Here is a 22,019-nt window from a genome sequence, read left to right as displayed (position 1 = left end):
GTACGAGGGCCTACGCCCGGCACGCCGAGAGCACGCACCTGACGCCGCGAGGCCGCCCTCCGGGCGACGACGGGAATTGTCAGACAGGCCCTAGGAGAGTCTTAGGTCCGTCGCAATGGTTTCCCAGAGGGCGTCGAACCACTGCTGCGATTGGTCAACGAATGCCGCGTCCCGCATGCCTGCCCGACGCTCGAAGGAGAAGAGGAGCGAAGCGGCGCCGATGGTGTCGTACGTCTCCAGGGCCTGGCTCTCCACCTTCTCCTCCCGCTTGGTGAGCATGTAGTACGCCATCAGGGCCACCGTCCCGTTGAGGAGGTACAGCTTCACGGGAGGAGTGAAGGGCAGTGCACGAAAATTTACCCGGACATCGATGCCGTGCGTCGAGCGCAGCGCCAGCAGATTGTGACGCAGGACGTGCCCTTGGGCATTGCGCTGCTCGAGCCAGCGCCGATGAATCAGGTTGTCGTTGGGGACCTTCACAGATGCGTCCCCGGGGCTCTTTGCAGAGATCGGGAACGCCAGGTTGATCTCTCGGGAGGGCAGCAGTATCCGTACTTCGATTGACCGGGGGAAGATGCGGCCTTCGTGGATCAGCCGCACCGGTTCACCCAGCGCCAGCATCAGCGTCTCCGCGGTCAGACAAGCCACGTCCACGCGGACTTCCGGCGCCGCGAACGCCTCCGCGAGCCTCGGTGGCAGCCCGACCGTCGTCGGCTGAGGCTCGTCCGCGAGGCGTAGGGGCGAGGGTGTGGCGAGCGAGGTATCCGGTGGCGGCGCCTCCCGACTGGCTGGCGCTGCGCTGTCATCTCCCACGGGTAGCGCGGCGGGTGCGGGGCGATCGCTCAGGAGCTCGAAGGTGCTTCCGCGCTGATGCCTTCCGGACCGGAAGAATGTGCCGTCGGGCTCAATGCCTTCCACCAGGGAGGTGGCCGCAACCGAGTTCCGGCCGGCCGCGAGCACTCTTTCCGCGTCATCCGAAGACGCACGGCGGGCGGCGGCTCGGGCGCGTTCCAGAGTGCGCCAACGGTCCCTCCAGACCCGGAATTCGGGGTCACGCCGTTCGGGCGGGTTGACCTCTTCGCCGTCGTCATAGGAGAGCAGGGCGCGCACTAGCCACAGCAGTCGGTCCAAGGAGGCCGGGCCCCGCCGTCCGGCGAACACCTCGCTCACCGAGGCCTTCGACATCGCATGCCGTTCGCCGCACACCTTCTTTCCGCGCGCGATGATGCGGTCGTAGGAGGGGGCTTCACGATCCCGCTTCAGCTCGGTGAACGCCGCCGCCAGCTCCTGCAGCATTGCCGCGTAACTGCCTCCACCGTTTCCGCCATTGGCTGCCACGTCATCCCCCCGGTGCGTGCGTGTGGCCAGCGGATTAGACCCGCCTGAACGGCACTGAACATAGCGAAACGACCCGGAACCCGACGGTGATGTGTTCGGTGGTGGGCGGTCCTGATCGGCCTAGCACTCAGCTTGTTCGATTGATGCAGGCGAGCGGCATGTTTGGGGTGATGGTTCTGGCATGACCCAGATGACACCGCCGCCGGCGCAGCCCGGGCGGAGCGGCTCTGAAGCGGAGCCGCCGTTTCTGTCCCTGCACACCACCGTCGTTCTGCTGACCGCGCTCGTGCTCGGGCTGGTCGTCGGCGGCCTCACCGCGCTGACGGATGTGTCCCTCGCGGGCACTGTGCTGGCGGGGCTGACCGCGGCCGGCTCTACGGTGCCGGTGCTGCGCTCGCTGATTGGCCAGCCTCGTGAGCGCTCCGGCCCATGAGCCTGCGAGGCCGAGCACCATGCCGCGACGTCGAGGGTGGCCACTGAAACGAGTCACCCTATTGGAGGGCTCGTTTGACACACGAACGCGCAGTTCCGCTGCCCCTCTTCTGCATCGCGCCCATGCGCTGGCACCGTATGCGGCAGGTGACGGCTCGGGCGAGAGCGGGGGAGACCTGGCGGGAGTCGGACTAGGTCTTCACCACCCGGACCGGCCGCCCGGTCGAGACAGGCAATCTCTATCGCTCCTTCACCCGCGTTGCCCAGTCCGCCGGCCTTCGCGTGATCCGGCTGCACGATGCCCGGCACGGCACAGCCGCTCTTTTCACGGCGGCCGGAGTAGCACCCCGCATCATGATGGAGATCGTCGGCCACTCTCGGATCAGCATCACCATGGACGTCTACGCGCACGTCGTCCGGAACACACAGTGCGAGGCCATGAGCCGCATGGACCGGCTGCCGCAGAGGCGTCCCGGTCGTCAGTGACCGACGCCGTTGATGTCAGAAGGAGAAGTAGATGTCAAAGGCCCCGGACAGTGGTCGGTCCGGGGCCTGCGCGCTGGCGCCCCCGGCAGGATTCGAACCTGCGACACCCGCTTTAGGAGTTCGATCCACGCCGACTCCTGGGGTCGTCGGCGGCTGGTCCGACGGTCGTGCGGGAGCGCTGGTGGTTGCAGTCGTCCGGCCTCGTTGATGTCAGCCGTGGATGTCAGAAGCCTTCTGATCCGTAGCTCTCGACGGATCGGTCACTGACGGCGATATCGTCGCGCTGCTTCCCTGGAAGGCCGGCCGCTACTGGACGTGGGTGGCGCGGTGACTGGGCAACGACCGCAGGGTGCGACATGTGGCCGGAGGGCCGATGGCTGCAAGGACCGGTCTTCGGCCTTCCGGCTGGGTGCAGCGGCCGTGCCGGCTGTGACGACGGCTGGCAGAGGGTGTGGGTCTCCGCGTCACAGCACAGCCTCCAAGGCGGGCTAGCGGTGGGCGAGGTAGCGGTCCTGATGCCGGTGCCGGTCGCTGTACCAGCCGTGGTGCACGCCCCGGTCGCGGCCCCGGTCCCAACCGCGGTCGCGGTCGCGGTCCCAGCCCCGGCCCCGGTCACGGTCGCTGAAGCGGCCGTCGTGGTCGTGGTCGCTCCTGTGACTGTGCGAGTAACCCCTCCCGTTGTCGCGGTCGTGGCCGGCTCCGGCGGCCAGGGCCGGCATGGCGGCCGCGCCGACGAGTGCGCCCGCAGCCACACAGGTGGCGATCAGGCGGACCGTCGTACGAGAAACAGACATGAATCTGTCACCTCACGTTCGTGCATACCGACCCTGGTTGGGGCCGGGCATGCAATCCGTAATTCCCGGCTCGGTGCCGAGGCCCCACACTGTGGCCCCCCACGGCGACACCAGACCAAGGACACGATTCACATTACTAAATGCAGATATATCCGTAACTCTCCCTTGTATGGGCCATTGATGCGGGGGGAGGGGCCCGGGCGCCGGTCCTGTCCTAGCTTGGAATCACGCTGAGAGCGGGGAAAAGCAGCTGACGGTCCGTGACACTCTTGGCTCTCTCGCTGCCTCGACCCCTTCGAACGGCCCAATGGCTTCAGTAACGACGGGGGCCTCTGTTCGGGGGACCCGTTGCGGTCCGCGGCGATCCGGTCGATCGGTAGCAGGGTGTCGTCGTGACTCTGGGACGCCTTGGTGGAAGCAGCCTTCGCGGCCCGGAGGCCGGGGTCGGGGCGAGGGGCGCCGGTACCTCCACGGCGTTGACGAGGCAGTCAGACCCGGGTCGACATCCGCCAGGCCCCTGGCGCCCGTGTCGTGTTCACCGGGTGAGCCGGTCGCCAGACCTGGACGCAAAAGGGCACCTACGGCCATCCGTAGGTGCCCTTCTCTCTGTGCCTCCGGCAGGATTCGAACCTGCGACACCCGCTTGAGGAGTTTTCCCGAGGCGAGGCTGTGACCTGCGGAGATGAAGGCCGCAGTGTGCCTGACCAAGGGAAACGCTCCTCCGTGCTTCTCACGTTTTCACGCGGTTTCCCGGTCTCATGTGTGCTGAATCCGTTCCGTGGAGGCGTGTGTCTGCCGGCGAATCGGCTGCTTGCCCTGCTGTGGTCGGGAGTCTGTTGCGACCAAGGATCACGGCGGCGGCCTCGGGTGCCTTGCCGCGATTGGTCGAGGTCTTGGTACCCCTCTGTCGGTACGCCCACGTCCGAGAAGACATCCAATGCCTGGTGCCTCATGAAATCGGTCGCAGCGCCGTCGGTCTTCTGGAGGGCGCGGGCTTCGCCGAGGCGTGGCCGGTCTCGGCTCCCGGCGACCTGATCGCATGATCGACAGGAGCGCGACGCTAGAGGGTGGGCTGGTCCGTTGCCTTGACGATCGGGGTGGCGAACATGGCGCCGATGTTGTTCCACGCGTAGCCGTTCTGCCAGTCCGGCTTGCCGGCCGCCCAGTCGAGGAGGGCCTGAGAGGCCTTCTCAGGGGAGGCGGTCAGGGTTTGGTAGTGCTCTGTGGCGACGCCGTCTCGGTACTCCAGTTGGTAGGTGTTGTTGTCGCGGAACAGCACCTGGATGTACCAGTCACCCTCCCGGTCCTCGTCCTGCCGCTCAAGGATCATGTGGTCGCCCCGTCGCAGGTTCGCGAGCATCGTGCCTATCGCCGGCTTGGAGGGGCGCTTCACCACGTGGCCCCGGTTGGTCGTCGCAATCAGCATGGGACGAGCATGCCGGAAGGGTCTGACAGTGGCCGCTCGACCAGGGCCTGCCCGATGTGTCAGCACATCTTGGCCCACAGCACCAGGCGCTACCGGTCGCGCGGATCCGGACTCAGCACGAGATCGAGGAGCCCGGGGAAGCGGGCCTCGAACTCCTCGCGGCGCAGCCGGTTGACCCGCTTGGGTCCCTCGTCGCGCTGTTCGACCAGGCCTGCGTTCCTCAGCACCGCGAAGTGGTGACTGAGGGCGGCCTTTCCGACGGGCACGTCGAAGCTGCCGCAGCTGCGGGTCCAGTCGCAGGAGCCGGCCAGCTCCCGTACCAGCTGAATCCGTACGGGGTCGGCGAGTGCGGCGAGGGCGGTGAGGACGAGCACGTCATCGGGGTGCGTGTGCTCCGGAGCGGCCCGGTGACTGGTGCCGACGCGCTGAGTCATGCCGTCCTCCCGCGTCGGTGCCGTCGCCGCACCCGCTTGCCGAGTGTTCGATGAAAACCATACACTCCCGAGTGTTCGCTTCCTACCGAACACTCGCTGAGAGGTGCTGTGCCATGCGCGCGGTCGAGTTCCAGGAGTACGGCGGTCCCGAGGTCCTGAAGGTGGTCGAGGTGCCGGTCCCCGAGCCGGGCCCTGGCCGGGTGAGCATCGACGTGGCCTATACCGGGGTGAACTTCGCCGACCTCAAAGCCCGCGCGGAGGGCTACCGGGTACCGCGGTTGCCGTACGTGCCGGGACTTGAGGTGTCCGGGCGCGTGCGGGCGGTCGGTCCGGGCGTCGAGGGCCTGGCCGTGGGACAGGAGGTGACCGCCCTGACGGACGGCGGCGCCTACGCGGAGGTGACGATCACCGACGCAACAGCCGTGTTCCCCCTGCCCCGGGGCGTCGACCTGCGTACGGCCGCCACGCTGCCCACGGTGCTGCCGACGGCATACGCCCTGGTGCACGCGGTGGGCCGGCTGCAGCCGGGCGAGACCGTGCTGGTGCAGGGCGCGGCCGGCGGCATCGGCACGGCGGTTGGCCAGTTGGCCGAGGCGGCCGGTGCCGGGGCGGTGTACGGGGTGGTGTCGGGTGAGGCCAAGGCGGCGTACGCACGCGAGCACGGCTACGGCGAGGTCTTTGTCGGTGAGTTCGCGGAGGCGGTACGGGCGGCGACCGACGGCCGCGGCGTCGACCTTGCCCTCGACCCGGTCGGCGGTGAGACGTTCAAGGCGAGCCTCGTCTCCCTCGCCCCCCGCGGCCGCCTGGTCTCCTTCGGCAACGCGAGCTCCGCAGAGCCGTGGAGCGTGGGGCAGCCGGAGCTCTACCCGCTGGGCCTCTCGGTGGCTGGCTTCTCGATCCTGACCCTGGCGCGTACGGCTCCTGCGGAGCTTCACGCGCTGACCGAGCAGGCCTTCGCGAAGGTGGCGGACGGCACGGTGTCGCTGCCGGTCACGGCGGAGTTCGCTCTGGAGGAGGCGGCGGAGGCCCACCGGTTGATGGGGGCACGGACGAGCACGGGCAAGCTACTGCTGCGGGTGGGCGGCTGAGCGGGGCAGCTCAAGGGGCCCTCGCCATGACCCTGGGGGCATCGCGGGCCCAGGGCGGGCCCCCGGACGCGAGAACGAATCTCACCTGCATCAAACACTCACTGCTCCCCCTGCGTAGAAGTGCTTGGCTTACCAGCACCCCATTGATCTTCCGGCGTACTGACAGGTCGGGTCGTTGGGGTGGCCTCGCTCGTTGCCGCCGGCGCGCGACCACGAGGCAGACCTGAAGCTGCCGGAAAGGGGTTGGGGAACGGCGCTGCTGAACAGCACTCGTCCCAGTGTCGGCAAGCGATGGACTGACTCCGGTGAAACGCACGACGATCGAGGACTCAAGAACCGGCCCGCGGAAGAGGTCCGGCCGGTGCCGATTCCGCCTCACCTCGTTGCGATTCTGCGGGAGCACATCGACACCTTCGGCGTAGCGGATGATGGGCGCCTGTTCACCAACGAACGCGGGGGAGTGGTCGGCTCGTCGACGTACTTCCGGGTGTGGCAGGAGGCTCGTGCGCTGGCGCTCCCGCCGGCCGTTTTCGCCTCGCCGCTCGCCGCTCGCCGCTCGCCGCTCGCCGCTCGCCGCTCGCCGCTCGCCGCTCGCCGTTCGCCGTCCGTCCGTACGACCTCCGGCATTCGGCGCTGTCGACCTGGCTCAACTCCGGCGTCGACGCGACCGAGGTCGCCGAGCGCGCAGGCAACAGCGTCGAGGTCCTGCTGAGCCGCTACGCGAAGTGCATCGACGGTCGGCAGGAGATCGCCAATCGCAAGATCGAGGAGCTGTTGCGCGAATACGAGTGAGTACGGGCGTTGCTCGACCTGTAGGTCCCCGGATATGTCCGGGGACCTACGCTTCATTCGCGGCTCTTCAGGACGATGCGGACGTTTGCGTAGACCCCAGGGACGTCCGGTGGCCTACGCCTCCGACAACGTCACTGTAGATCACCGGTGGCTGGTCTGATGACGCGTCGTCAGACCGATCTCGGGGTCGTACCATTCCGGGAACTCCTGAGTGGCACGCACATCAAGGCGCATACGTGCTCGCACGTGCCCCTGCTGGGGGATTATCGAGTCCAAGAGGTGGATGACCTGGTTGAGCCTCACCTGACGAGCCGAGGGGTCCGATTCGCCGGCCACCTCCATCAGGTCCTTGTAGGCGGTTGTGAGGTGGGCATTCACTCGACTTTCGAGTTCGAGTACCGCGTCGCTTGCCACCAGCTGAGCTTCAGCACGGGTGTCTCGTTGAGCTCGTCGTGCACTATTCACTTCCGCCGCTTCTGCGTCGGCGGATCCCGATTTGAGCGCGTAGGCGTACGCCAGCATGGCGTCTCTGTAGTAGCGATCATGGGCGTTCAGTTGAACGTAGCAGCTCCGCAACTGATCGATCTTGCGCTGATCTTCAGAAGCTTGCTGCTCCGCGATGCGGACCCGTTCCTCCCGGTCCGACCTCCGCGACTCCGCTCGCTGGGCGAGGACTTGAGTGATCACTGACGAGGCCAGTGTGCCGCCTACACCAACGAGGGCACCGCCGTCTCCTACGTTTGGTCATGGGATCGCTGCCGTGGGCGGCGCCTGGTGGCCTTCTATGCGGTCCTGTACTACGCGGGGCTTCGTCCTGCTGAGGCGGTCGGGCTACGGCTGTCGGACTGCCACCTGCCGGAGAAGGGCTGGGGCACGCTGACGCTGCGGGAGACACGGCCTGTCTCTGGCAAGCAGTGGACTGACTCCGGGGAGCGCTACGACCGTCGGGGCCTGAAGGCGCGGGAGGCAACCAGCAACCGGCCGGTGCCCATCCCTCCAGTCCTGGTCACCATGCTCCGGGTGCACCTGAAGGAGTTCGTGACGGCCAACGAAGGACGCGTGTTCGGCAACGAGCGCGGGGGAGTGGTCGGCTCTTCTACCTACTGGCGGGTGTGGGAGGAAGCGCGGGAGTACGCGCTCCCGCCCGAGCGGGTTGGCTGAACGCCGGGGTACCGATCGCTGAGGTGGCCCGGCGGGTCGGCAACTCGCCCGAAGTGATCCACCGTCGGTATCTCGGCTGTATCGACGGCCATGAGGAAGCCGCCAACGCCAAAATTACGAAAGCACTGGAGGAAGACGGCGACACGACAAAACCGTAGGTCGCGCGTCCCCGCTCTTCGTTACACGTGGAGGGCGGCCCGGGATTCCGGCCGCCCTCTAGAGATCTTTACTGAGGTAACGGCGGTTTGGGGGTCGAGCCTGGTTTCGGCGACGAGACCGTCGAGGAGGCCGTACTGCGTTCGATCAAGACCACGCCAGTCTCGAGGTGCGGGAATAAGCTTCATGGGTTTCCATAGGTATGTGTCAGTCCTTGAAGGAGTGAGGTCATGGCCGGAGAGTCGGTCGACGGCGTACAGTCAGATGAATGGCTTCAAACCATATACAAAATTGCCTGGGAGCAATACTCCCATGAAGACACTCTGGGGCAGGCTAGAAATTCTCTCTTCATGGGGGCTAACGCCGCATTTATAACAATTCTGGCTGTCGTCGTTCCGTGGTTGGCGCATGCGAAGCCGGTACACCTTGGCGGACACAAGATCTACATCGGGCTTGCTACTTTGGGCTTGTTGGCTATGTTCTTCGGAGCTCTTTCGAATAGGCTGATCGGTTATTGGCGCTCGGTAACCGAGGCCGGTTGCTCGTATGTGAAAATCCGCCATATGGCCGCACGGGCGGTCGAGAGCTCCCTAAATATCCCGGTTGCCATGGCTAGCGTGGAGTACGAGTGGAGAAGGCACTCAAGAGTGAAGAATTCCGGCCCGTTCGACCCGTATCCCGATATGTCAAGTATGAAGGATAGAACCGTTGCACCTTTGAATGAGGGTGCCAGCGGTTGGGCGTCAATCTTGAAGACGGCGAAAGTTCTGCATGGTGTGTGGATCGCGATATTTATCTGCGGGCTTGGCATGTTTATTTGGTCGGGAATTGCTGCGATCTGAAGATCTTCTTAGGGTGGGTTGCGGCGGTCCGTGATGGACGGTGTGGTCTCCGCTATGGCGGGGGAATGAGGCGCCGATGGCGGTGGGCTGAGCGCCAAGGAGCTGCTCGGCGGGAGAGGGGCCGGTTCGTGGATGCGGTAACGCCAGGTAGGGGGCGGCAAGGGGGCAGCCACTTGCGCAGCGAGCGCCAAGAGTCGTCCGCTCGCAGGGCGGGCCACCCTAAGGGGTGTGTCGGAGGTGTGTCGCGACCGCTGAGAGACAACAAGAGAGGGCGGGAGTCAGTGAGACTGACTCCCGCCCTCTTCTCTCGGCATCCGCCCTGGTCAGCGCTTGATCTCTGCTGTTCCTAGGCGAGTGCCCCCGGCAGGATTCGAACCTGCGCACACGGCTCCGGAGGCCGTTGCTCTATCCCCTGAGCTACGGGGGCGTCTGGCGTTGAGCTGCTTGCTCGCGGCGACGGGTAGAACACTACCAGCTCGGTCGGGGTGATCAGGAACGGGTTTCCCTGGGGCGCTCCCCGCGCGGGCGGAAGTCCGGAAAACCCGGACGCGGTGGCCGGTCCGGACCTACTCTCGAGTTGTGCCAGGGGTGTCGGGTCGGGTGCTTGTTGTGGACGACAACAAGGTCATCCGGCAGTTGATCAGGGTCAATCTCGAACTGGAGGGTCTCGAGGTCGTGACCGCGGCCGATGGTGCCGAGTGTCTGGATGTCGTTCATCAGGTGCGGCCCGATGTGATCACCCTGGATGTCGTCATGCCCCGGCTCGACGGTCTGCGGACTGCCGCTCTGCTCCGTGCCGACCCCCGCACCCATGACTTGCCCCTCGCCATCGTCAGCGCCTGTACCCAGTACGAGGTCGAGACTGGCCTCGACGTCGGTGTCGACGCCTTCCTCGCCAAACCCTTCGAACCCTCCGAACTGGTGCGGCTCGTAAAGGAGTTGATGGAGCGGCGGCGAGGGCCGGAGGCGTCGGAGGAGCGGGAGCGCGGGGGAGACGGCGGCGCAGGTGGCGAGGATGGCGAGGTCGAGTTCTCCGGGGAGCGGGCCGGGGGCAACCCCGTATACCCGTGAGTTCGCCCCCAGCCGTGAGTTCACCCCCAGGGACCCGCGGCCATGCAACCGATGACCCTGCGGCCCGCATCAACCCCGTGGACCCGTGGACCCGTGGACCCGTGGACCCGTGGACCCGTAAGCCATAAGTCGTGAGCACTTAGGCCCGTAGGTCTGCGTACCCCATCCCGCCCGCAAGCCCACAGGTGCGCAGCCCCTGCCGCCCGTGCCGCCCCCGCGTCCACATCCCGGACAGCCTCCCAAGCCGGGTCGCCTGCCCAGCCCCCTCCTCCCCTAGGCTTGTCCCGTGACGCCCGTCGAGCTCTCCCGTACCGTGCTGCGCGCGGTGCGTCGTGCTGTTGACGAGGGTGAGCTGAGTGTGAGCGTGCCGGAGCGGGCCGTGGTCACGCCGCCGGGGCCCGGTGGGTGTGGGGACTACGCCACCAACATCGCGCTGCAGCTCGCCCGCCCGGCCGGGCAGCCCCCCATGCGGGTCGCCGAGATCCTGGTGCCCCATCTCGCGAATGCCGTCGGCGTCGGTGACGTCGTCGTCACCGGACCCGGGTTCCTGAACATCACCCTCACGCCCACCGCGTCCCCCACGGCGACCCTGGTCGCCGAGATCCGCGCCCTCGGCCCCTGCTACGGCCACGGCGACGCCCTCGCCGGGCGGGTGGTCGCGCTGCGGGTCCCGTACGACGTCCGGGCCGAGGTCGTCGCCGACGCCGTCGTACGGATCGTCGCGACCCAGGGCGGCCGCGGCGAGGTCAGCCACGGCGAGGGCGGCCGCGGTGAGGTCGGCCGCGGTGAGGTCGGTCGCGGCGAGGTCGGTCACGGTGAGCCCGTCAGTCTCCGGCCCGTGCCGGCGCCCGAGGACCCGGCCCCGCTCGGGCCCGACGCCGCCCAGTGGGCCCTGCTGCATCCCGCCGCCCACGACCGGCCCCGGATCACCGCCGACCACCTGGTGCAGCGTGAGAGCAACCCGCTGTTCCGGGTGCGGTACGCCCACGCCCGGACGCGAGCCGTCGGCCGCGGTGCCGGACGGCTCGGCTTCGCTGCCGAACCCGGCGACGTCCCCGGCGCCCCGGGCGCCCTCGTCACCGCCCTCGCCGACTACCCCCGCATCCTCACCGCCGCGGCCACCCACCGCGCCCCCGACCGGCTCGCCAGGCATCTCGTCACCCTCGCCGATGCCGCGCTGCCGTTCCTGCCGACCGTGCTGCCCCGTGGCGAGGAGAAACCCTCGGCCGCCCACCGCGCCCGGCTCGCCCTCGCCGAAGCCACCGGGACGGTGCTGGCCGGCGGCCTGTCCCTGCTCGGCATCGACGCACCCGATCACCTCTGAAGAGAGCGCCAGAAGAGCAATGAGCCGTTCCGCACATCCCGCCGGGCCCCGTCATGCCGACGTCCTGCCCGAAGGGCACTACGCCGCCCCGCCCGCCGACCTCAACGCCCTCGACTCCAAGGTGTGGGCCCAGACCGTCACCCGTGACGCCGAGGGGACCGTCACGGTCGGCGGCGTCGACGTGAAGACCCTCGCCGAGCAGCACGGCACCCCCGCCTACGTCCTCGACGAGACCGACTTCCGGGCCCGGGCGCAGGCCTGGCGCACCGCCTTCGGCCCCGACGCCGACGTGTTCTACGCCGGGAAGGCCTTCCTGTCGCGGGCCGTCGTGCGCTGGCTGCACGAGGAAGGGCTCAATCTCGACGTGTGCTCCGGCGGCGAGCTGGCCACCGCCCTCTCCGCCGGGATGCCCGCCGACCGGATCGCCTTCCACGGCAACAACAAGTCGACGGAGGAGATCGAGCGGGCGGTCGAGGCCGGCGTCGGACGGATCGTGCTCGACTCGTTCCAGGAGATCGTGCGGGTCGCCCACATCGCCCAGTCCCGCGGCAGGCGGCAGCGCGTGCAGATCCGTATCACCGTCGGCGTCGAGGCACACACACACGAGTTCATCGCCACCGCGCACGAGGACCAGAAGTTCGGGATTCCGCTGGCCGGGGGACAGGCCGCCGAGGCGGTACGGCGGGCGCTGCAGCTGGACGGGCTGGAGGTCATCGGGATCCACTCGCACATCGGGTCGCAGATCTTCGACATGTCGGGCTTCGAGGTCGCCGCGCACCGGGTCGTGGGGCTGCTGAAGGACATCCGTGACGAGCACGGCGTCGAGCTCCCCGAGATCGATCTCGGAGGCGGCCTCGGTATCGCCTACACCAGCGACGACGACCCCCGCGAGCCCCACGAGATCGCCAAGGCGCTCACCGAGATCGTCAGCCGGGAGTGCGAGGCCGCCCGGCTGCGGACTCCGCGTATCTCCGTCGAGCCGGGACGGGCCATCGTCGGGCCGACCGCCTTCACCCTCTACGAGGTCGGCACCATCAAGCCCCTCGACGGGCTACGGACGTATGTCTCCGTCGACGGCGGCATGTCCGACAACATCCGGACCGCGTTGTACGACGCCGAGTACAGCGTCGCTCTCGTGTCGCGGACGAGCGACGCCGAGCCGATGCTCGCCCGTGTCGTCGGCAAGCACTGCGAGAGCGGGGACATCGTGGTGAAGGACGCGTTCCTGCCGGGTGACCTGGCACCCGGTGACCTGATCGCCGTACCGGCCACCGGTGCCTACTGCCGGTCCATGGCGAGCAACTACAACCATGTGCTCCGGCCGCCCGTCGTCGTGGTCCGCGACGGCGAGTCCCGGGTCGTCGTCCGCCGGGAGACGGAGGAGGACCTCCTGCGCCTCGACGTGGGATGACGTCGGATGACATCCGACGGCCTCTGATGACCCCCGATGCCGACGGCATTCCGACGGCAATCCGGCGTGAATCCGGCGTGAATCCGATGGGAATCCGTCGGCACTTCAACGGCATCCGAGGGCATTCGGCGGCGATCGGACGGCATTCTCGGATGGCATCCGATGAACCGGATGGCGGAGACGGAAGATCTCCTGTCTGCCGCCTCCGCACAATGAAATAGATGTCTCACGATCCGGACGAAGGGTAGAAACTCCCGTCCGGTGAGTGAGACTGGTCCAACCGTAGACGGTATGAGGAAACGAGGTCGGATGATGCGTACGCGTCCGCTGAAGGTGGCGCTGCTGGGCTGTGGGGTTGTCGGCTCAGAGGTGGCGCGCATCATGACGACGCACGCCGACGACCTCGCACAGCGGATCGGTGCCCCGATCGAACTGGCCGGGGTCGCCGTACGGCGGCCCTCCAAGGTGCGTGAGGGCATCGACCCGGATCTGGTCACCACGGACGCGACCGCGCTGGTCAAGCGGGGGGACATCGACGTGGTCGTCGAGGTCATCGGGGGCATCGAGCCCGCCCGTACGCTCATCACCACCGCCTTCGAGCACGGCGCCTCCGTCGTCTCCGCCAACAAGGCGCTGCTGGCCCAGGACGGTGCCGCCCTGCACGCGGTCGCCGAGCAGAACGGCAAGGACCTCTACTACGAGGCCGCCGTCGCCGGTGCCATCCCGCTGATCCGGCCGCTGCGCGAGTCCCTCGCCGGCGACAAGGTCAACCGGGTGCTGGGGATCGTCAACGGGACCACCAACTTCATCCTCGACAAGATGGACTCGACGGGGGCCGGCTATCAGGAGGCCCTCGACGAGGCCACCGCGCTCGGGTACGCGGAAGCCGATCCCACCGCCGATGTCGAGGGCTTCGACGCCGCCGCCAAGGCCGCCATCCTCGCCGGGATCGCCTTCCACTCGCGGGTGCGTCTCGACGACGTCTATCGCGAGGGCATGGCCGAGGTCACCGCCGCCGACTTCGCCTCCGCCAAGAACATGGGCTGCACCATCAAGCTGCTCGCCATCTGCGAGCGGGCGGCGGACGGCGGCTCGGTCACCGCGCGTGTGCACCCCGCGATGATTCCGCTGACCCACCCGCTCGCCTCCGTGCGCGGCGCGTACAACGCCGTCTTCGTCGAGTCCGACGCGTCCGGCCAGTTGATGTTCTACGGTCCCGGCGCCGGCGGCGCCCCGACCGCCTCCGCGGTCCTCGGCGACCTGGTCGCCGTCTGCCGCAACCGGCTCAGCGGGGCAACGGGGCCCGGCGAGTCGGCGTACGCCGCCCTGCCCGTGTCGCCGATGGGCGATGTCGTCACGCGCTATCACATCAGCCTCGACGTCGCCGACAAACCGGGTGTTCTCGCCCAGGTCGCCACCGTGTTCGCCGAGCACGGGGTTTCCATCGATACGGTTCGGCAGACGGGCAAGGACGGCGAGGCCTCCCTCGTCGTCGTCACCCATCGGGCCTCCGACGCCTCCCTGTCCGGGACCGTCGAGGCGCTGCGCAAGCTCGACACCGTGCGGGGTGTCGCCAGCATCATGCGGGTTGAAGGAGAGTAACCAGCAATGACCCACCAATGGCGCGGAATCATCGAGGAGTACCGGGACCGGCTGCCCGTCTCCGACACCACGCCGGTCGTGACGCTCCGCGAGGGCGGCACGCCCCTCGTGCCCGCGCAGGTGCTCTCCGAGCGCACGGGGTGCGAGGTCCACCTGAAGGTGGAGGGCGCCAACCCCACCGGGTCCTTCAAGGACCGCGGTATGACCATGGCCATCTCCAAGGCCAAGGAGGAGGGTGCGCAGGCGGTCATCTGCGCCTCCACCGGCAACACCTCCGCCTCCGCCGCGGCCTACGCCGTACGCGCCGGCATGGTCTCGGCCGTGCTCGTGCCGCAGGGCAAGATCGCGCTCGGCAAGATGGGCCAGGCCCTCGTGCACGGCGCGAAGATCCTCCAGGTCGACGGCAACTTCGACGACTGCCTCACCCTCGCCCGCAAGCTGAGCGAGAACTACCCGGTGGCGCTGGTCAATTCGGTCAACCCGGTGCGCATCGAGGGGCAGAAGACCGCCGCCTTCGAGATCGTGGACATGCTCGGCGACGCGCCCGACATCCACGTCCTGCCGGTCGGCAACGCGGGCAACATCACCGCGTACTGGAAGGGCTACAAGGAGTACGCCGCGGACGGGATCGCCGCCGGGACCCCCCGGATGTGGGGATTCCAGGCCTCCGGTTCCGCGCCCATCGTGCGCGGCGAGATCGTCAAGGACCCCTCGACCATCGCCACCGCGATCCGGATCGGCAACCCCGCCTCCTGGCAGTTCGCGCTCGCCGCCCGGGACGAGTCCGAGGGCTTCATCGACGAGGTGACGGACCGTGAGATCCTGCGCGCCTACCGGCTGTTGGCCGCTCAGGAGGGTGTCTTCGTGGAGCCCGCCTCCGCCGCCTCCGTGGCCGGTCTGCTCAAGGCCGCCGAGCAGGGCAAGGTCGACCCGGGCCAGCGCATCGTCTGCACGGTCACCGGCAACGGCCTGAAGGACCCCGACTGGGCCGTCGCCGGCGCTCCGCAGCCGGTCACCGTGCCCGTCGACGCGGCCGCCGCGGCCGAGCGGCTCGGGCTCGCCTAGAGAACCGCTCGTGCGGCGCCCGGGAACCACTAGAGCGGCACCCGGGAACCGCACGAGCGGCGCCCGGGAACCGCACGAGCGGCGCCCGGGAACCGCACGAGCGGCGCCCGGGCAACGCTCGGCCAACCCCCGGCGGGCAACCGGTGAACAGACCGCGGCGTCCTAAACGGGGGACTCCCTAAGGAAGGGGCACGGGGGGCTTACGACACGCATCGTGCGCCTCCTGTGCGCCCTATGTCGCGACAGAACCTTCCTTCGATAGGCTGTACCGAACCCGCCCGCTGCATATGCCTCCGCATATGGCGCGGTGCCGTGCCGCCTCCGCGGCCCGAGGTTCCCTCAGGTACCTATCGAGTGTCATTCGACCATCACGCAGCTCAAGGAGAGTCATCGAGCGATGGCCGGTCCAGCGTTCCGCGCCGCCGCCGTCCGGGTGCGCACCCCCGCCACCAGCGCCAACCTCGGTCCGGGCTTCGACGCCCTGGGCCTCGCGCTGGGGCTCTACGACGATGTCGTCGTACGGGTGGCCGACTCCGGGCTGCACATCGACATCGCGGGTGAGGGCAGCGAGACGCTGCCGCGTGACGAGAGCCACCTCCTCGTACGCTCCCTGCGCACCGCCTTCGACCTGCTGGGCGGACAGCCCCGCGGCCTGGAGATCGTGTGCGCCAACCGCATCCCGCACGGCCGTGGCCTGGGCTCCTCCTCCGCCGCCATCTGCGCCGGCATCGTCGCCGCGCGTGCCGTGACCATAGGCGGCGAGGCCAGGCTCGACGACGCCGCGCTCCTCGAACTGGCCACCGAGATCGAGGGCCACCCCGACAACGTCGCGGCCTGTCTGCTGGGCGGCTTCACGCTCTCCTGGATGGAGTCCGGCGCCGCCCGGGCGATCAGGATGGAGCCCGCCGATTCCATCGTTCCGGTGGTTTTCGTGCCCGGGAAGCCGGTCCTCACCGAGACCGCGCGCGGACTGCTCCCGCGCACCGTGCCGCACGTCGACGCCGCCGCCAACGCGGGCCGTGCCGCCCTGCTCGTCGAGGCCCTCACCAGGCGCCCCGAGCTGCTGCTGCCCGCCACCGAGGACCGTCTGCACCAGGAGTACCGCGCACCGGCCATGCCGGAGAGCGCGGCACTGGTGGAGCGGCTGCGCGCCGACGGCATCCCGGCCGTGATCTCCGGGGCCGGACCCACCGTCATGGCGCTCGCCGACGCCGCGAGCGCCGACAAGATCGAAGCCCTGGCGGGCTCGGACTGGGCCGCCAACCGGCTGAAACTCGATGTCCAGGGAGCGAGCGTCCTACCGCTTGCGCCCGCCGGTGACATTTAACTGCGCACGGTTGCCGGATTTGGAGAGGGGGAATGTTTGTTGGATCCGGTAGTGTTAACCTCAAGTCTGCACCCGACCCCACCATGGCGAGGTGCTTCACGTCCCCGTCCGGGACAGACATTCTTCCGGGAGTCTCCCAAGCCACTCAGCGTTTCGTATGTCGTACCTGGGCAGTACGTCGTACGCGGGCACTGGGCGGGCCGCTGGGCACGCTCCGGAATTGGTGCTACCACGCCACGTGACACCGGGTGCCACGGCTGAGGAAGCGCCGTCACCAGAAATTCTCTCCGCCGCTTTGGCGGACCACCGCCCCGGCACGGTCCACACAGCAAGGACCGCAGCCGGACAGCACAACCGGTCGCCGAGCCAGACAGGCCGACGTCCGCTCCAGGGAAGGACCCTTCGTGAGCGACACCACCGATCTGATGGGCGCACGTGTCGAGGAGACCGCTGCCGCGCCCGCCACGGACGCCTCCGCGCCTGCCACCGGTGCCGGCTCCCGGCGGCGCCGCGGTACCGGCCTCGAGGGCATGGTGCTGGCAGAGCTTCAGCAGGTCGCGTCCGGCCTCGGTATCAGGGGCACGGCGCGGATGCGCAAGAGCCAGCTGATCGAGGTCATCAAGGAGGCGCAGGCCGGTGGGGGCACCGCCCCCAAGGCCACCGAGAGCGCCACCGAGACCAAGCCGAAGCGCCGGGCCACCTCCAAGGCCCGTACGGGCGGCGAGGTCGCCGAGAAGCAGGCGGAGCAGGCCGCCGAGGCCCCCGCCGAGCAGGCCGTGGCCCAGCAGCAGATCGAGATCCCCGGCCAGCCCGCCGGCGGCACCGCCCGTGACGCCGAGCGTGGCGGCGAGGACGCGCCGGCCGAGCGCCGCCGTCGCCGGGCCACCGCCGAGGCCGGCAGCCCCACCGCCGGCGGCGCCGAGACCGTCGTCGCCGAGGCGAAGAGCGAGCCGAAGGCCGAGACGCCCGCCGGGCAGCCGCAGGGCGACGCCGACGGCGAGGGCCGTGGCCGCCGTGACCGCCGTGAGCGCGGCCGGGACCGTGACCGCCGGAACAAGGGCGACGAGCAGCAGGGCGCCGGCCAGGGCGGCCGTCAGGACCGTCAGGACCGCGACCGCCAGGACCGGGACCGTCAGCAGCAGCCGCAGCAGCAGAGCGGCGGCCGTCAGGACCGCAACGCCGGCCCGCAGGACGACGACGACTTCGACGGCGGCCGCCGTGGCCGTCGCGGCCGTTACCGGGACCGCCGGGGCCGTCGTGGCCGCGACGAGATCGGCGGCGCCGAGCCGCAGCTCACCGACGACGACGTCCTGATCCCCGTCGCGGGCATCCTGGACATCCTCGACAACTACGCGTTCATCCGGACCTCCGGCTACCTGCCGGGACCGAACGACGTGTACGTCTCCCTCGCCCAGGTCCGCAAGAGCGGTCTGCGCAAGGGTGACCACGTCACCGGTGCGGTCCGCCAGCCCAAGGAGGGCGAGCGCCGCGAGAAGTTCAACGCGCTCGTGCGCCTGGACTCCGTCAACGGCATGGCGCCCGAACAGGGCCGTGGCCGCCCGGAGTTCAACAAGCTGACGCCGCTGTACCCGCAGGACCGGCTCCGTCTGGAGACCGACCCGGGCGTGCTGACCACCCGCATCATCGACCTCGTCGCGCCGATCGGTAAGGGCCAGCGCGGTCTGATCGTGGCCCCGCCGAAGACCGGCAAGACCATGATCATGCAGGCGATCGCCAACGCGATCACGCACAACAACCCCGAGTGCCACCTGATGGTCGTCCTCGTCGACGAGCGTCCGGAAGAGGTCACCGACATGCAGCGGTCGGTGAAGGGCGAGGTCATCTCCTCGACCTTCGACCGCCCGGCCGAGGACCACACCACGGTCGCCGAGCTGGCCATCGAGCGCGCCAAGCGTCTGGTGGAGCTGGGCCACGACGTGGTCGTGCTGCTCGACTCGATCACGCGTCTGGGCCGTGCGTACAACCTCGCAGCGCCGGCCTCCGGCCGCATCCTGTCCGGTGGTGTCGACTCGACCGCCCTGTACCCGCCGAAGCGCTTCTTCGGTGCGGCCCGCAACATCGAGGACGGCGGATCTCTCACGATCCTCGCCACCGCCCTGGTGGACACCGGGTCCCGCATGGACGAGGTGATCTTCGAGGAGTTCAAGGGCACCGGCAACGCGGAGCTCAAGCTCGACCGGAAGCTCGCCGACAAGCGCATCTTCCCGGCGGTGGACGTCGACGCGTCCGGCACCCGTAAGGAAGAGATCCTGCTCGCTCCGGACGAGCTCGCCATCGTCTGGAAGCTGCGCCGGGTGCTGCACGCCCTCGACCAGCAGCAGGCGGTCGAGCTGCTGCTCGACAAGATGAAGCAGACGAAGTCGAACGCCGAGTTCCTGATGCAGATTCAGAAGACGACGCCCACCCCCGGCAACGGCGACTGAGCGTTGTCGTAGAACAAAGAAAAGGGCCGCCCCCTGCAAGCCGCAGGGGGCGGCCCTTTTGTGCTGTGGTGCCCGGAAGGGCCCTGGTCCGTCCTTTACCGTGAATGCCAGTCAAATCAATCCGACCCCTTTACCTTCACTTTACCAAGGTAAAGGGGTTGGCCGCGGGAGCGGCGAACGTGGATGGGCTCATTTTGATCGGTGCCGCCCGGGCGGTCCGCACCCGTGGTCCCCGCATCCGGCGCCGGGCTCCACTCGCGTGAAGCGGTCTCCGGTCCGCCGGTGCGGCCGAAAACCGGTCTCGGCGGAAGGCGGGTGATCACGTCCCGTCGGACAACAGCTTCCTGACTGCGAACGACCCTGTGGCGGGAGCTACGCACGGGGTGACGTCCGATTCCTCGCCCGCCGCCGTACCCGCCTCGCAGAGTCGGCCGCCCTTCTCGCGCAGGTCGAGGTAGAAGCGCGTGACCTTGCCGTCCTGCTTGAGGCCGTGGATGCGCTCGTCGATGTAGCCGAGGCCGTTCAAGCTCTTGCGAACTTTGGCGGGGGTAGGTTCCGAGACTGCCTGTAGCGCCTGGATGATGCGCTGTTCGTGCTGGACGCTCGCACACCGATCCCGTTCGCTCAACTGCGGCCCCGTGGGGGCGCCGGGCTCGATCGGTTCAGCCGGGGGAGTCTCGCCGGGGGCGAGGCTCTGCTCCCCTTCCGGACCGCTCGGTTCCGTGCCCGCAGGTCCGGACGCGGACCCGGTGGTCGAAGCGCACGGCTGCGCGACCTTGTCGAGCATCACCGCGAACGCCGCCTGCTCGGAGGTCGACTGCGTGGCACTCCCGCTGTCACCCGACCCGTTGTTTCCGCAGCCGGTAAGTGCCAACGCGGCGAGGGCGGCGGCCGCGAGGGCGCGCCGAAGGTGGGCGAACGCGCTGATGGGGGCAGCGATGGGTGTCATGCGCGCAGTCTCCGGCCGCCGCCCCGCGCCGCGCATGAGTACGCGTACTCATTTACACAGGCCGGCTTTGCCTGCCCAAAGGAAGCGGGATTGTGTATTCCGTTTCTGGTGCTTGTGAAAGTGATCAGAGTTGATCTAGTGTCCGCAGCGATCATTCAGATCATTCACGCTTTGCTACACGAGGGGGGAACTCGTGCGCAGAATTGCGGTACCCGTATTCGCCGCGCTGTCCTTGTCGCTGCTGATTCCACAGGGGATTGCGGGGGCGGCACCCACGGGCTCATCGCTCGGTCTGACGGCCACAGTTGTCGATCCGCCGCTGGCGGAGGGCGAAACCGAGCAGGTCGGTCCCGGGGTCTACTCGACCGCGGACAAGTCCTTCGAGATCTACGAGACAGATGTGGCAGAAGGCCTCATGAGCCGCAGCCACACGGTCAACGCCCAGGCGGGTGGTGTCGCCAAGCCGGAGTCCGCACCCGCGACCCGCCCGGACATGGGCGTCTTCGGCCCAGGCTGGGAAGCCGAGTTCATGGGGGGCCAGCTCAACCGCAAGCTGGAGCAGAAGGCCGACTCCGTCGTCGTCACCGACCTCAACGCGAACGTTCCGATCACCTACACCCTGACGAGCAGTGTCGACTTCCCGAGCGGTGGCGGAGTCCAGAAGTACGCGACCACCGCGGGCGGCAAGCTCACCGTGACCACCAAGTTCGACGAGGCGACCGGCACCCTGGTGTCCACCGCCTCCGAGGTCATCGGCGCGCCGGCGTCGGCTGTGGACGCGGATCAGTCCGCCGACACCGACGGCAGCGCTCCCGTCGGCATCGCCACGCTGACCCCCGCCTACACCTGGAAGCAGGTCGCCGGGGCCACCGACACCTGGCGCGTCACCGGCGTTGGCAACGTTGCCGACGGCAGCCTCTCCACCGCCGGCTACGACGCCCAGGGCCGGATCTCCACCGTCAACGAGGCCGCCGCCGGGGACACTCCCGCGCAGTCGCTGTCGGTCAAGTACTCGACCGCTACCACCGCCACGGGCACGACCCCCGGTGAGTTCGCGGGCCGCGCCAAGGAGATCAGCCTCACTGTCGGTACCACCACGCAGACGCTCGCGCGGTACTCCTACGACGCCTCGGGTCTGCTGCGCTCAGTGGTCAACCCGGTCGAGGCCACCGAGCCGGTCGCTTCGTACGCCTACGACTCCACCGGCCGGGTCTCCGACGTCACTTCGCCGTCCAACGGCGCCTGGGAGCTGACGTTCCCGGGCGATTCGGCCGCCCCGAACGTCGAGGCCGACGGCCCCGCGCGTCCGACCGCCGAGTCGGCCTTCGTGGGCGCGGCCGACATCACCAACCCGGCCGCCACCGCCCCGCCGGCGGCGGACTTCACCAGCGGGGAGATCTCCGACCCGGAGGCCTACCCCCGCCACTGCAACCGCGCGACGGACTGGCTGTGGTACCTCGAGGACGGCTGCGCCGCGTGGGCCGCGCACTACGGCTGGCACAAGCCGCTCTGGAAGCAGACGCCGACCGGCAACTGGGTGGTGGGCATCAACAACGACGGTTGCAGCACCCCGGGTCCCAACATCAGCAAGCCGGGCGGCTTCAACTTCCGGAGCGCGTGCGACATGCACGACTACGGCTACGGCCTGATCGGCAACACATACAAGGGCTACAAGTACTACCTCGACCGCAGCAAGAAGTCGAACGTCGACAACGCCTTCCACACCACGATGAAGACATACAGCTGCAAGGCCTACTTCATCCTGTCAAGGCCTGATTGCTACAGCTACGCGTACATCTACTACAAGGCTGTGGGTTTGAAGGGCAACCCGAAGAACGGCGCCAACGCCACCTGATCCCCGGCACCGCCTTCTGACC

16 protein-coding genes, 2 tRNA genes and 4 pseudogenes are annotated in these 22,019 nt (G+C 68.5%); 14 read left to right on the top strand and 8 right to left on the bottom strand.

What is annotated here, in order from left to right:
* Window positions 1–90 precede the first annotated feature (90 nt).
* A pseudogene (locus tag ACZ5K7_RS46995) lies at window positions 91–762 on the bottom strand (GntR family transcriptional regulator); the annotation flags it as partial.
* 757 nt (window positions 763–1,519) lie between these two features.
* Here ACZ5K7_RS46995 and ACZ5K7_RS46990 point away from each other — a divergent pair.
* Together ACZ5K7_RS46990 and ACZ5K7_RS46985 are read left to right on the top strand one after the other, a co-directional pair.
* Complete coding sequence (locus tag ACZ5K7_RS46990) at window positions 1,520–1,771, top strand: hypothetical protein (protein ID WP_450973653.1); 252 nt, start codon at window positions 1,520–1,522, stop codon at window positions 1,769–1,771.
* Between the two features lie 86 nt (window positions 1,772–1,857).
* A pseudogene (locus ACZ5K7_RS46985) lies at window positions 1,858–2,256 on the top strand (tyrosine-type recombinase/integrase); the annotation flags it as partial.
* 488 nt (window positions 2,257–2,744) lie between these two features.
* On the opposite strand, the gene ACZ5K7_RS46980 reads toward ACZ5K7_RS46985, so the two are convergent.
* From ACZ5K7_RS46980 to ACZ5K7_RS46965, 4 genes are all read right to left on the bottom strand, one after another.
* Complete coding sequence (locus ACZ5K7_RS46980) at window positions 2,745–3,050, bottom strand: hypothetical protein (protein ID WP_468924587.1); 306 nt, start codon at window positions 3,048–3,050, stop codon at window positions 2,745–2,747.
* A gap of 609 nt (window positions 3,051–3,659) precedes the next feature.
* Window positions 3,660–3,740, bottom strand: a tRNA-OTHER gene (locus tag ACZ5K7_RS46975).
* A 370-nt stretch (window positions 3,741–4,110) separates the two neighbouring features.
* A complete protein-coding gene (locus tag ACZ5K7_RS46970) occupies window positions 4,111–4,476 on the bottom strand; it encodes a hypothetical protein (RefSeq protein WP_468924585.1) in 366 nt (121 codons plus the stop codon).
* Window positions 4,477–4,565: 89 nt separating this feature from the next.
* A complete protein-coding gene (locus tag ACZ5K7_RS46965; RefSeq protein WP_351710458.1) occupies window positions 4,566–4,910 on the bottom strand; it encodes an ArsR/SmtB family transcription factor in 345 nt (114 codons plus the stop codon).
* A gap of 113 nt (window positions 4,911–5,023) precedes the next feature.
* On the opposite strand from ACZ5K7_RS46965, the gene ACZ5K7_RS46960 reads away from it, so the two are divergent.
* Together ACZ5K7_RS46960 and ACZ5K7_RS46955 are read left to right on the top strand one after the other, a co-directional pair.
* Window positions 5,024–5,998, top strand: coding sequence for a quinone oxidoreductase family protein (locus ACZ5K7_RS46960; protein WP_351710460.1), 975 nt, complete (start codon window positions 5,024–5,026; stop codon window positions 5,996–5,998).
* Window positions 5,999–6,212: 214 nt separating this feature from the next.
* Window positions 6,213–6,790, top strand: a pseudogene (locus tag ACZ5K7_RS46955) (tyrosine-type recombinase/integrase); the annotation flags it as partial.
* A gap of 141 nt (window positions 6,791–6,931) precedes the next feature.
* On the opposite strand, the gene ACZ5K7_RS46950 reads toward ACZ5K7_RS46955, so the two are convergent.
* Window positions 6,932–7,477 (bottom strand): hypothetical protein, encoded by a 546-nt coding sequence (locus ACZ5K7_RS46950; protein ID WP_468924580.1) that lies wholly within the window; start codon window positions 7,475–7,477, stop codon window positions 6,932–6,934.
* 36 nt (window positions 7,478–7,513) lie between these two features.
* Here ACZ5K7_RS46950 and ACZ5K7_RS46945 point away from each other — a divergent pair.
* Both ACZ5K7_RS46945 and ACZ5K7_RS46940 read left to right on the top strand, forming a co-directional pair.
* Window positions 7,514–8,109: pseudogene (locus ACZ5K7_RS46945) on the top strand (tyrosine-type recombinase/integrase); the annotation flags it as partial.
* 228 nt (window positions 8,110–8,337) lie between these two features.
* Window positions 8,338–8,949, top strand: coding sequence for a hypothetical protein (locus ACZ5K7_RS46940; RefSeq protein ID WP_468924577.1), 612 nt, complete (start codon window positions 8,338–8,340; stop codon window positions 8,947–8,949).
* A gap of 355 nt (window positions 8,950–9,304) precedes the next feature.
* On the opposite strand, the gene ACZ5K7_RS46935 is transcribed toward ACZ5K7_RS46940, so the two are convergent.
* A tRNA-Arg gene (locus tag ACZ5K7_RS46935) sits at window positions 9,305–9,376 on the bottom strand.
* 152 nt (window positions 9,377–9,528) lie between these two features.
* On the opposite strand from ACZ5K7_RS46935, the gene ACZ5K7_RS46930 reads away from it, so the two are divergent.
* From ACZ5K7_RS46930 to rho, 7 genes are all read left to right on the top strand, one after another.
* The gene (locus tag ACZ5K7_RS46930) at window positions 9,529–10,020 is read left to right on the top strand and encodes a response regulator (protein WP_468924574.1); all 492 of its coding nucleotides are present in this window, start codon (window positions 9,529–9,531) and stop codon (window positions 10,018–10,020) included.
* Between the two features lie 286 nt (window positions 10,021–10,306).
* Complete coding sequence (gene nrtL, locus ACZ5K7_RS46925; RefSeq protein WP_468924571.1) at window positions 10,307–11,344, top strand: ArgS-related anticodon-binding protein NrtL; 1,038 nt, start codon at window positions 10,307–10,309, stop codon at window positions 11,342–11,344.
* A 19-nt stretch (window positions 11,345–11,363) separates the two neighbouring features.
* On the top strand, window positions 11,364–12,755 hold the full coding sequence (gene lysA / locus ACZ5K7_RS46920; RefSeq protein ID WP_468924568.1) for a diaminopimelate decarboxylase: 1,392 nt from the start codon (window positions 11,364–11,366) through the stop codon (window positions 12,753–12,755).
* A 309-nt stretch (window positions 12,756–13,064) separates the two neighbouring features.
* The gene (locus ACZ5K7_RS46915; protein WP_351710472.1) at window positions 13,065–14,357 is read left to right on the top strand and encodes a homoserine dehydrogenase; all 1,293 of its coding nucleotides are present in this window, start codon (window positions 13,065–13,067) and stop codon (window positions 14,355–14,357) included.
* Between the two features lie 6 nt (window positions 14,358–14,363).
* The gene (thrC, locus tag ACZ5K7_RS46910) at window positions 14,364–15,422 is read left to right on the top strand and encodes a threonine synthase (RefSeq protein WP_468924564.1); all 1,059 of its coding nucleotides are present in this window, start codon (window positions 14,364–14,366) and stop codon (window positions 15,420–15,422) included.
* Between the two features lie 397 nt (window positions 15,423–15,819).
* Window positions 15,820–16,749 carry a homoserine kinase gene (thrB, locus tag ACZ5K7_RS46905; protein ID WP_351710476.1) on the top strand — a complete coding sequence of 310 codons (930 nt, stop codon included), beginning with the start codon at window positions 15,820–15,822 and terminating at the stop codon, window positions 16,747–16,749.
* A 404-nt stretch (window positions 16,750–17,153) separates the two neighbouring features.
* Window positions 17,154–19,193: a transcription termination factor Rho gene (gene rho / locus ACZ5K7_RS46900; protein ID WP_468924560.1), complete on the top strand. Its 2,040-nt coding sequence runs from the start codon at window positions 17,154–17,156 to the stop codon at window positions 19,191–19,193.
* Between the two features lie 319 nt (window positions 19,194–19,512).
* Here rho and ACZ5K7_RS46895 read toward each other — a convergent pair whose 3' ends face one another.
* Window positions 19,513–20,142, bottom strand: a complete 630-nt coding sequence (locus ACZ5K7_RS46895; protein ID WP_468924557.1) for a hypothetical protein — start codon at window positions 20,140–20,142, stop codon at window positions 19,513–19,515.
* A 193-nt stretch (window positions 20,143–20,335) separates the two neighbouring features.
* On the opposite strand from ACZ5K7_RS46895, the gene ACZ5K7_RS46890 reads away from it, so the two are divergent.
* A complete protein-coding gene (locus ACZ5K7_RS46890) occupies window positions 20,336–21,997 on the top strand; it encodes a phospholipase A2 (RefSeq protein ID WP_468924554.1) in 1,662 nt (553 codons plus the stop codon).
* Window positions 21,998–22,019 lie beyond the last annotated feature (22 nt).

The sequence above is a fragment of the Streptomyces sp. NPDC031497 genome, assembly GCF_055580905.1.
The sequence above is the reverse complement of the archived record's forward strand: the minus strand, read 5'-3'. Positions and strand labels throughout refer to the sequence as shown.

Coding starts and splice junctions, on each gene's coding strand:
- ACZ5K7_RS46980 (WP_468924587.1), bottom strand. CDS start 3,050: ATGTCTGTTTCTCGTACGACGGTCCGCCTGATCGCCACCTGTGTGGCT.
- thrB (WP_351710476.1), top strand. CDS start 15,820: ATGGCCGGTCCAGCGTTCCGCGCCGCCGCCGTCCGGGTGCGCACCCCC.
- thrC (WP_468924564.1), top strand. CDS start 14,364: ATGACCCACCAATGGCGCGGAATCATCGAGGAGTACCGGGACCGGCTG.
- ACZ5K7_RS46965 (WP_351710458.1), bottom strand. CDS start 4,910: ATGACTCAGCGCGTCGGCACCAGTCACCGGGCCGCTCCGGAGCACACG.
- ACZ5K7_RS46960 (WP_351710460.1), top strand. CDS start 5,024: ATGCGCGCGGTCGAGTTCCAGGAGTACGGCGGTCCCGAGGTCCTGAAG.
- ACZ5K7_RS46990 (WP_450973653.1), top strand. CDS start 1,520: ATGACCCAGATGACACCGCCGCCGGCGCAGCCCGGGCGGAGCGGCTCT.
- ACZ5K7_RS46915 (WP_351710472.1), top strand. CDS start 13,065: ATGATGCGTACGCGTCCGCTGAAGGTGGCGCTGCTGGGCTGTGGGGTT.
- ACZ5K7_RS46895 (WP_468924557.1), bottom strand. CDS start 20,142: ATGACACCCATCGCTGCCCCCATCAGCGCGTTCGCCCACCTTCGGCGC.
- ACZ5K7_RS46940 (WP_468924577.1), top strand. CDS start 8,338: ATGGCCGGAGAGTCGGTCGACGGCGTACAGTCAGATGAATGGCTTCAA.
- ACZ5K7_RS46970 (WP_468924585.1), bottom strand. CDS start 4,476: ATGCTGATTGCGACGACCAACCGGGGCCACGTGGTGAAGCGCCCCTCC.
- lysA (WP_468924568.1), top strand. CDS start 11,364: ATGAGCCGTTCCGCACATCCCGCCGGGCCCCGTCATGCCGACGTCCTG.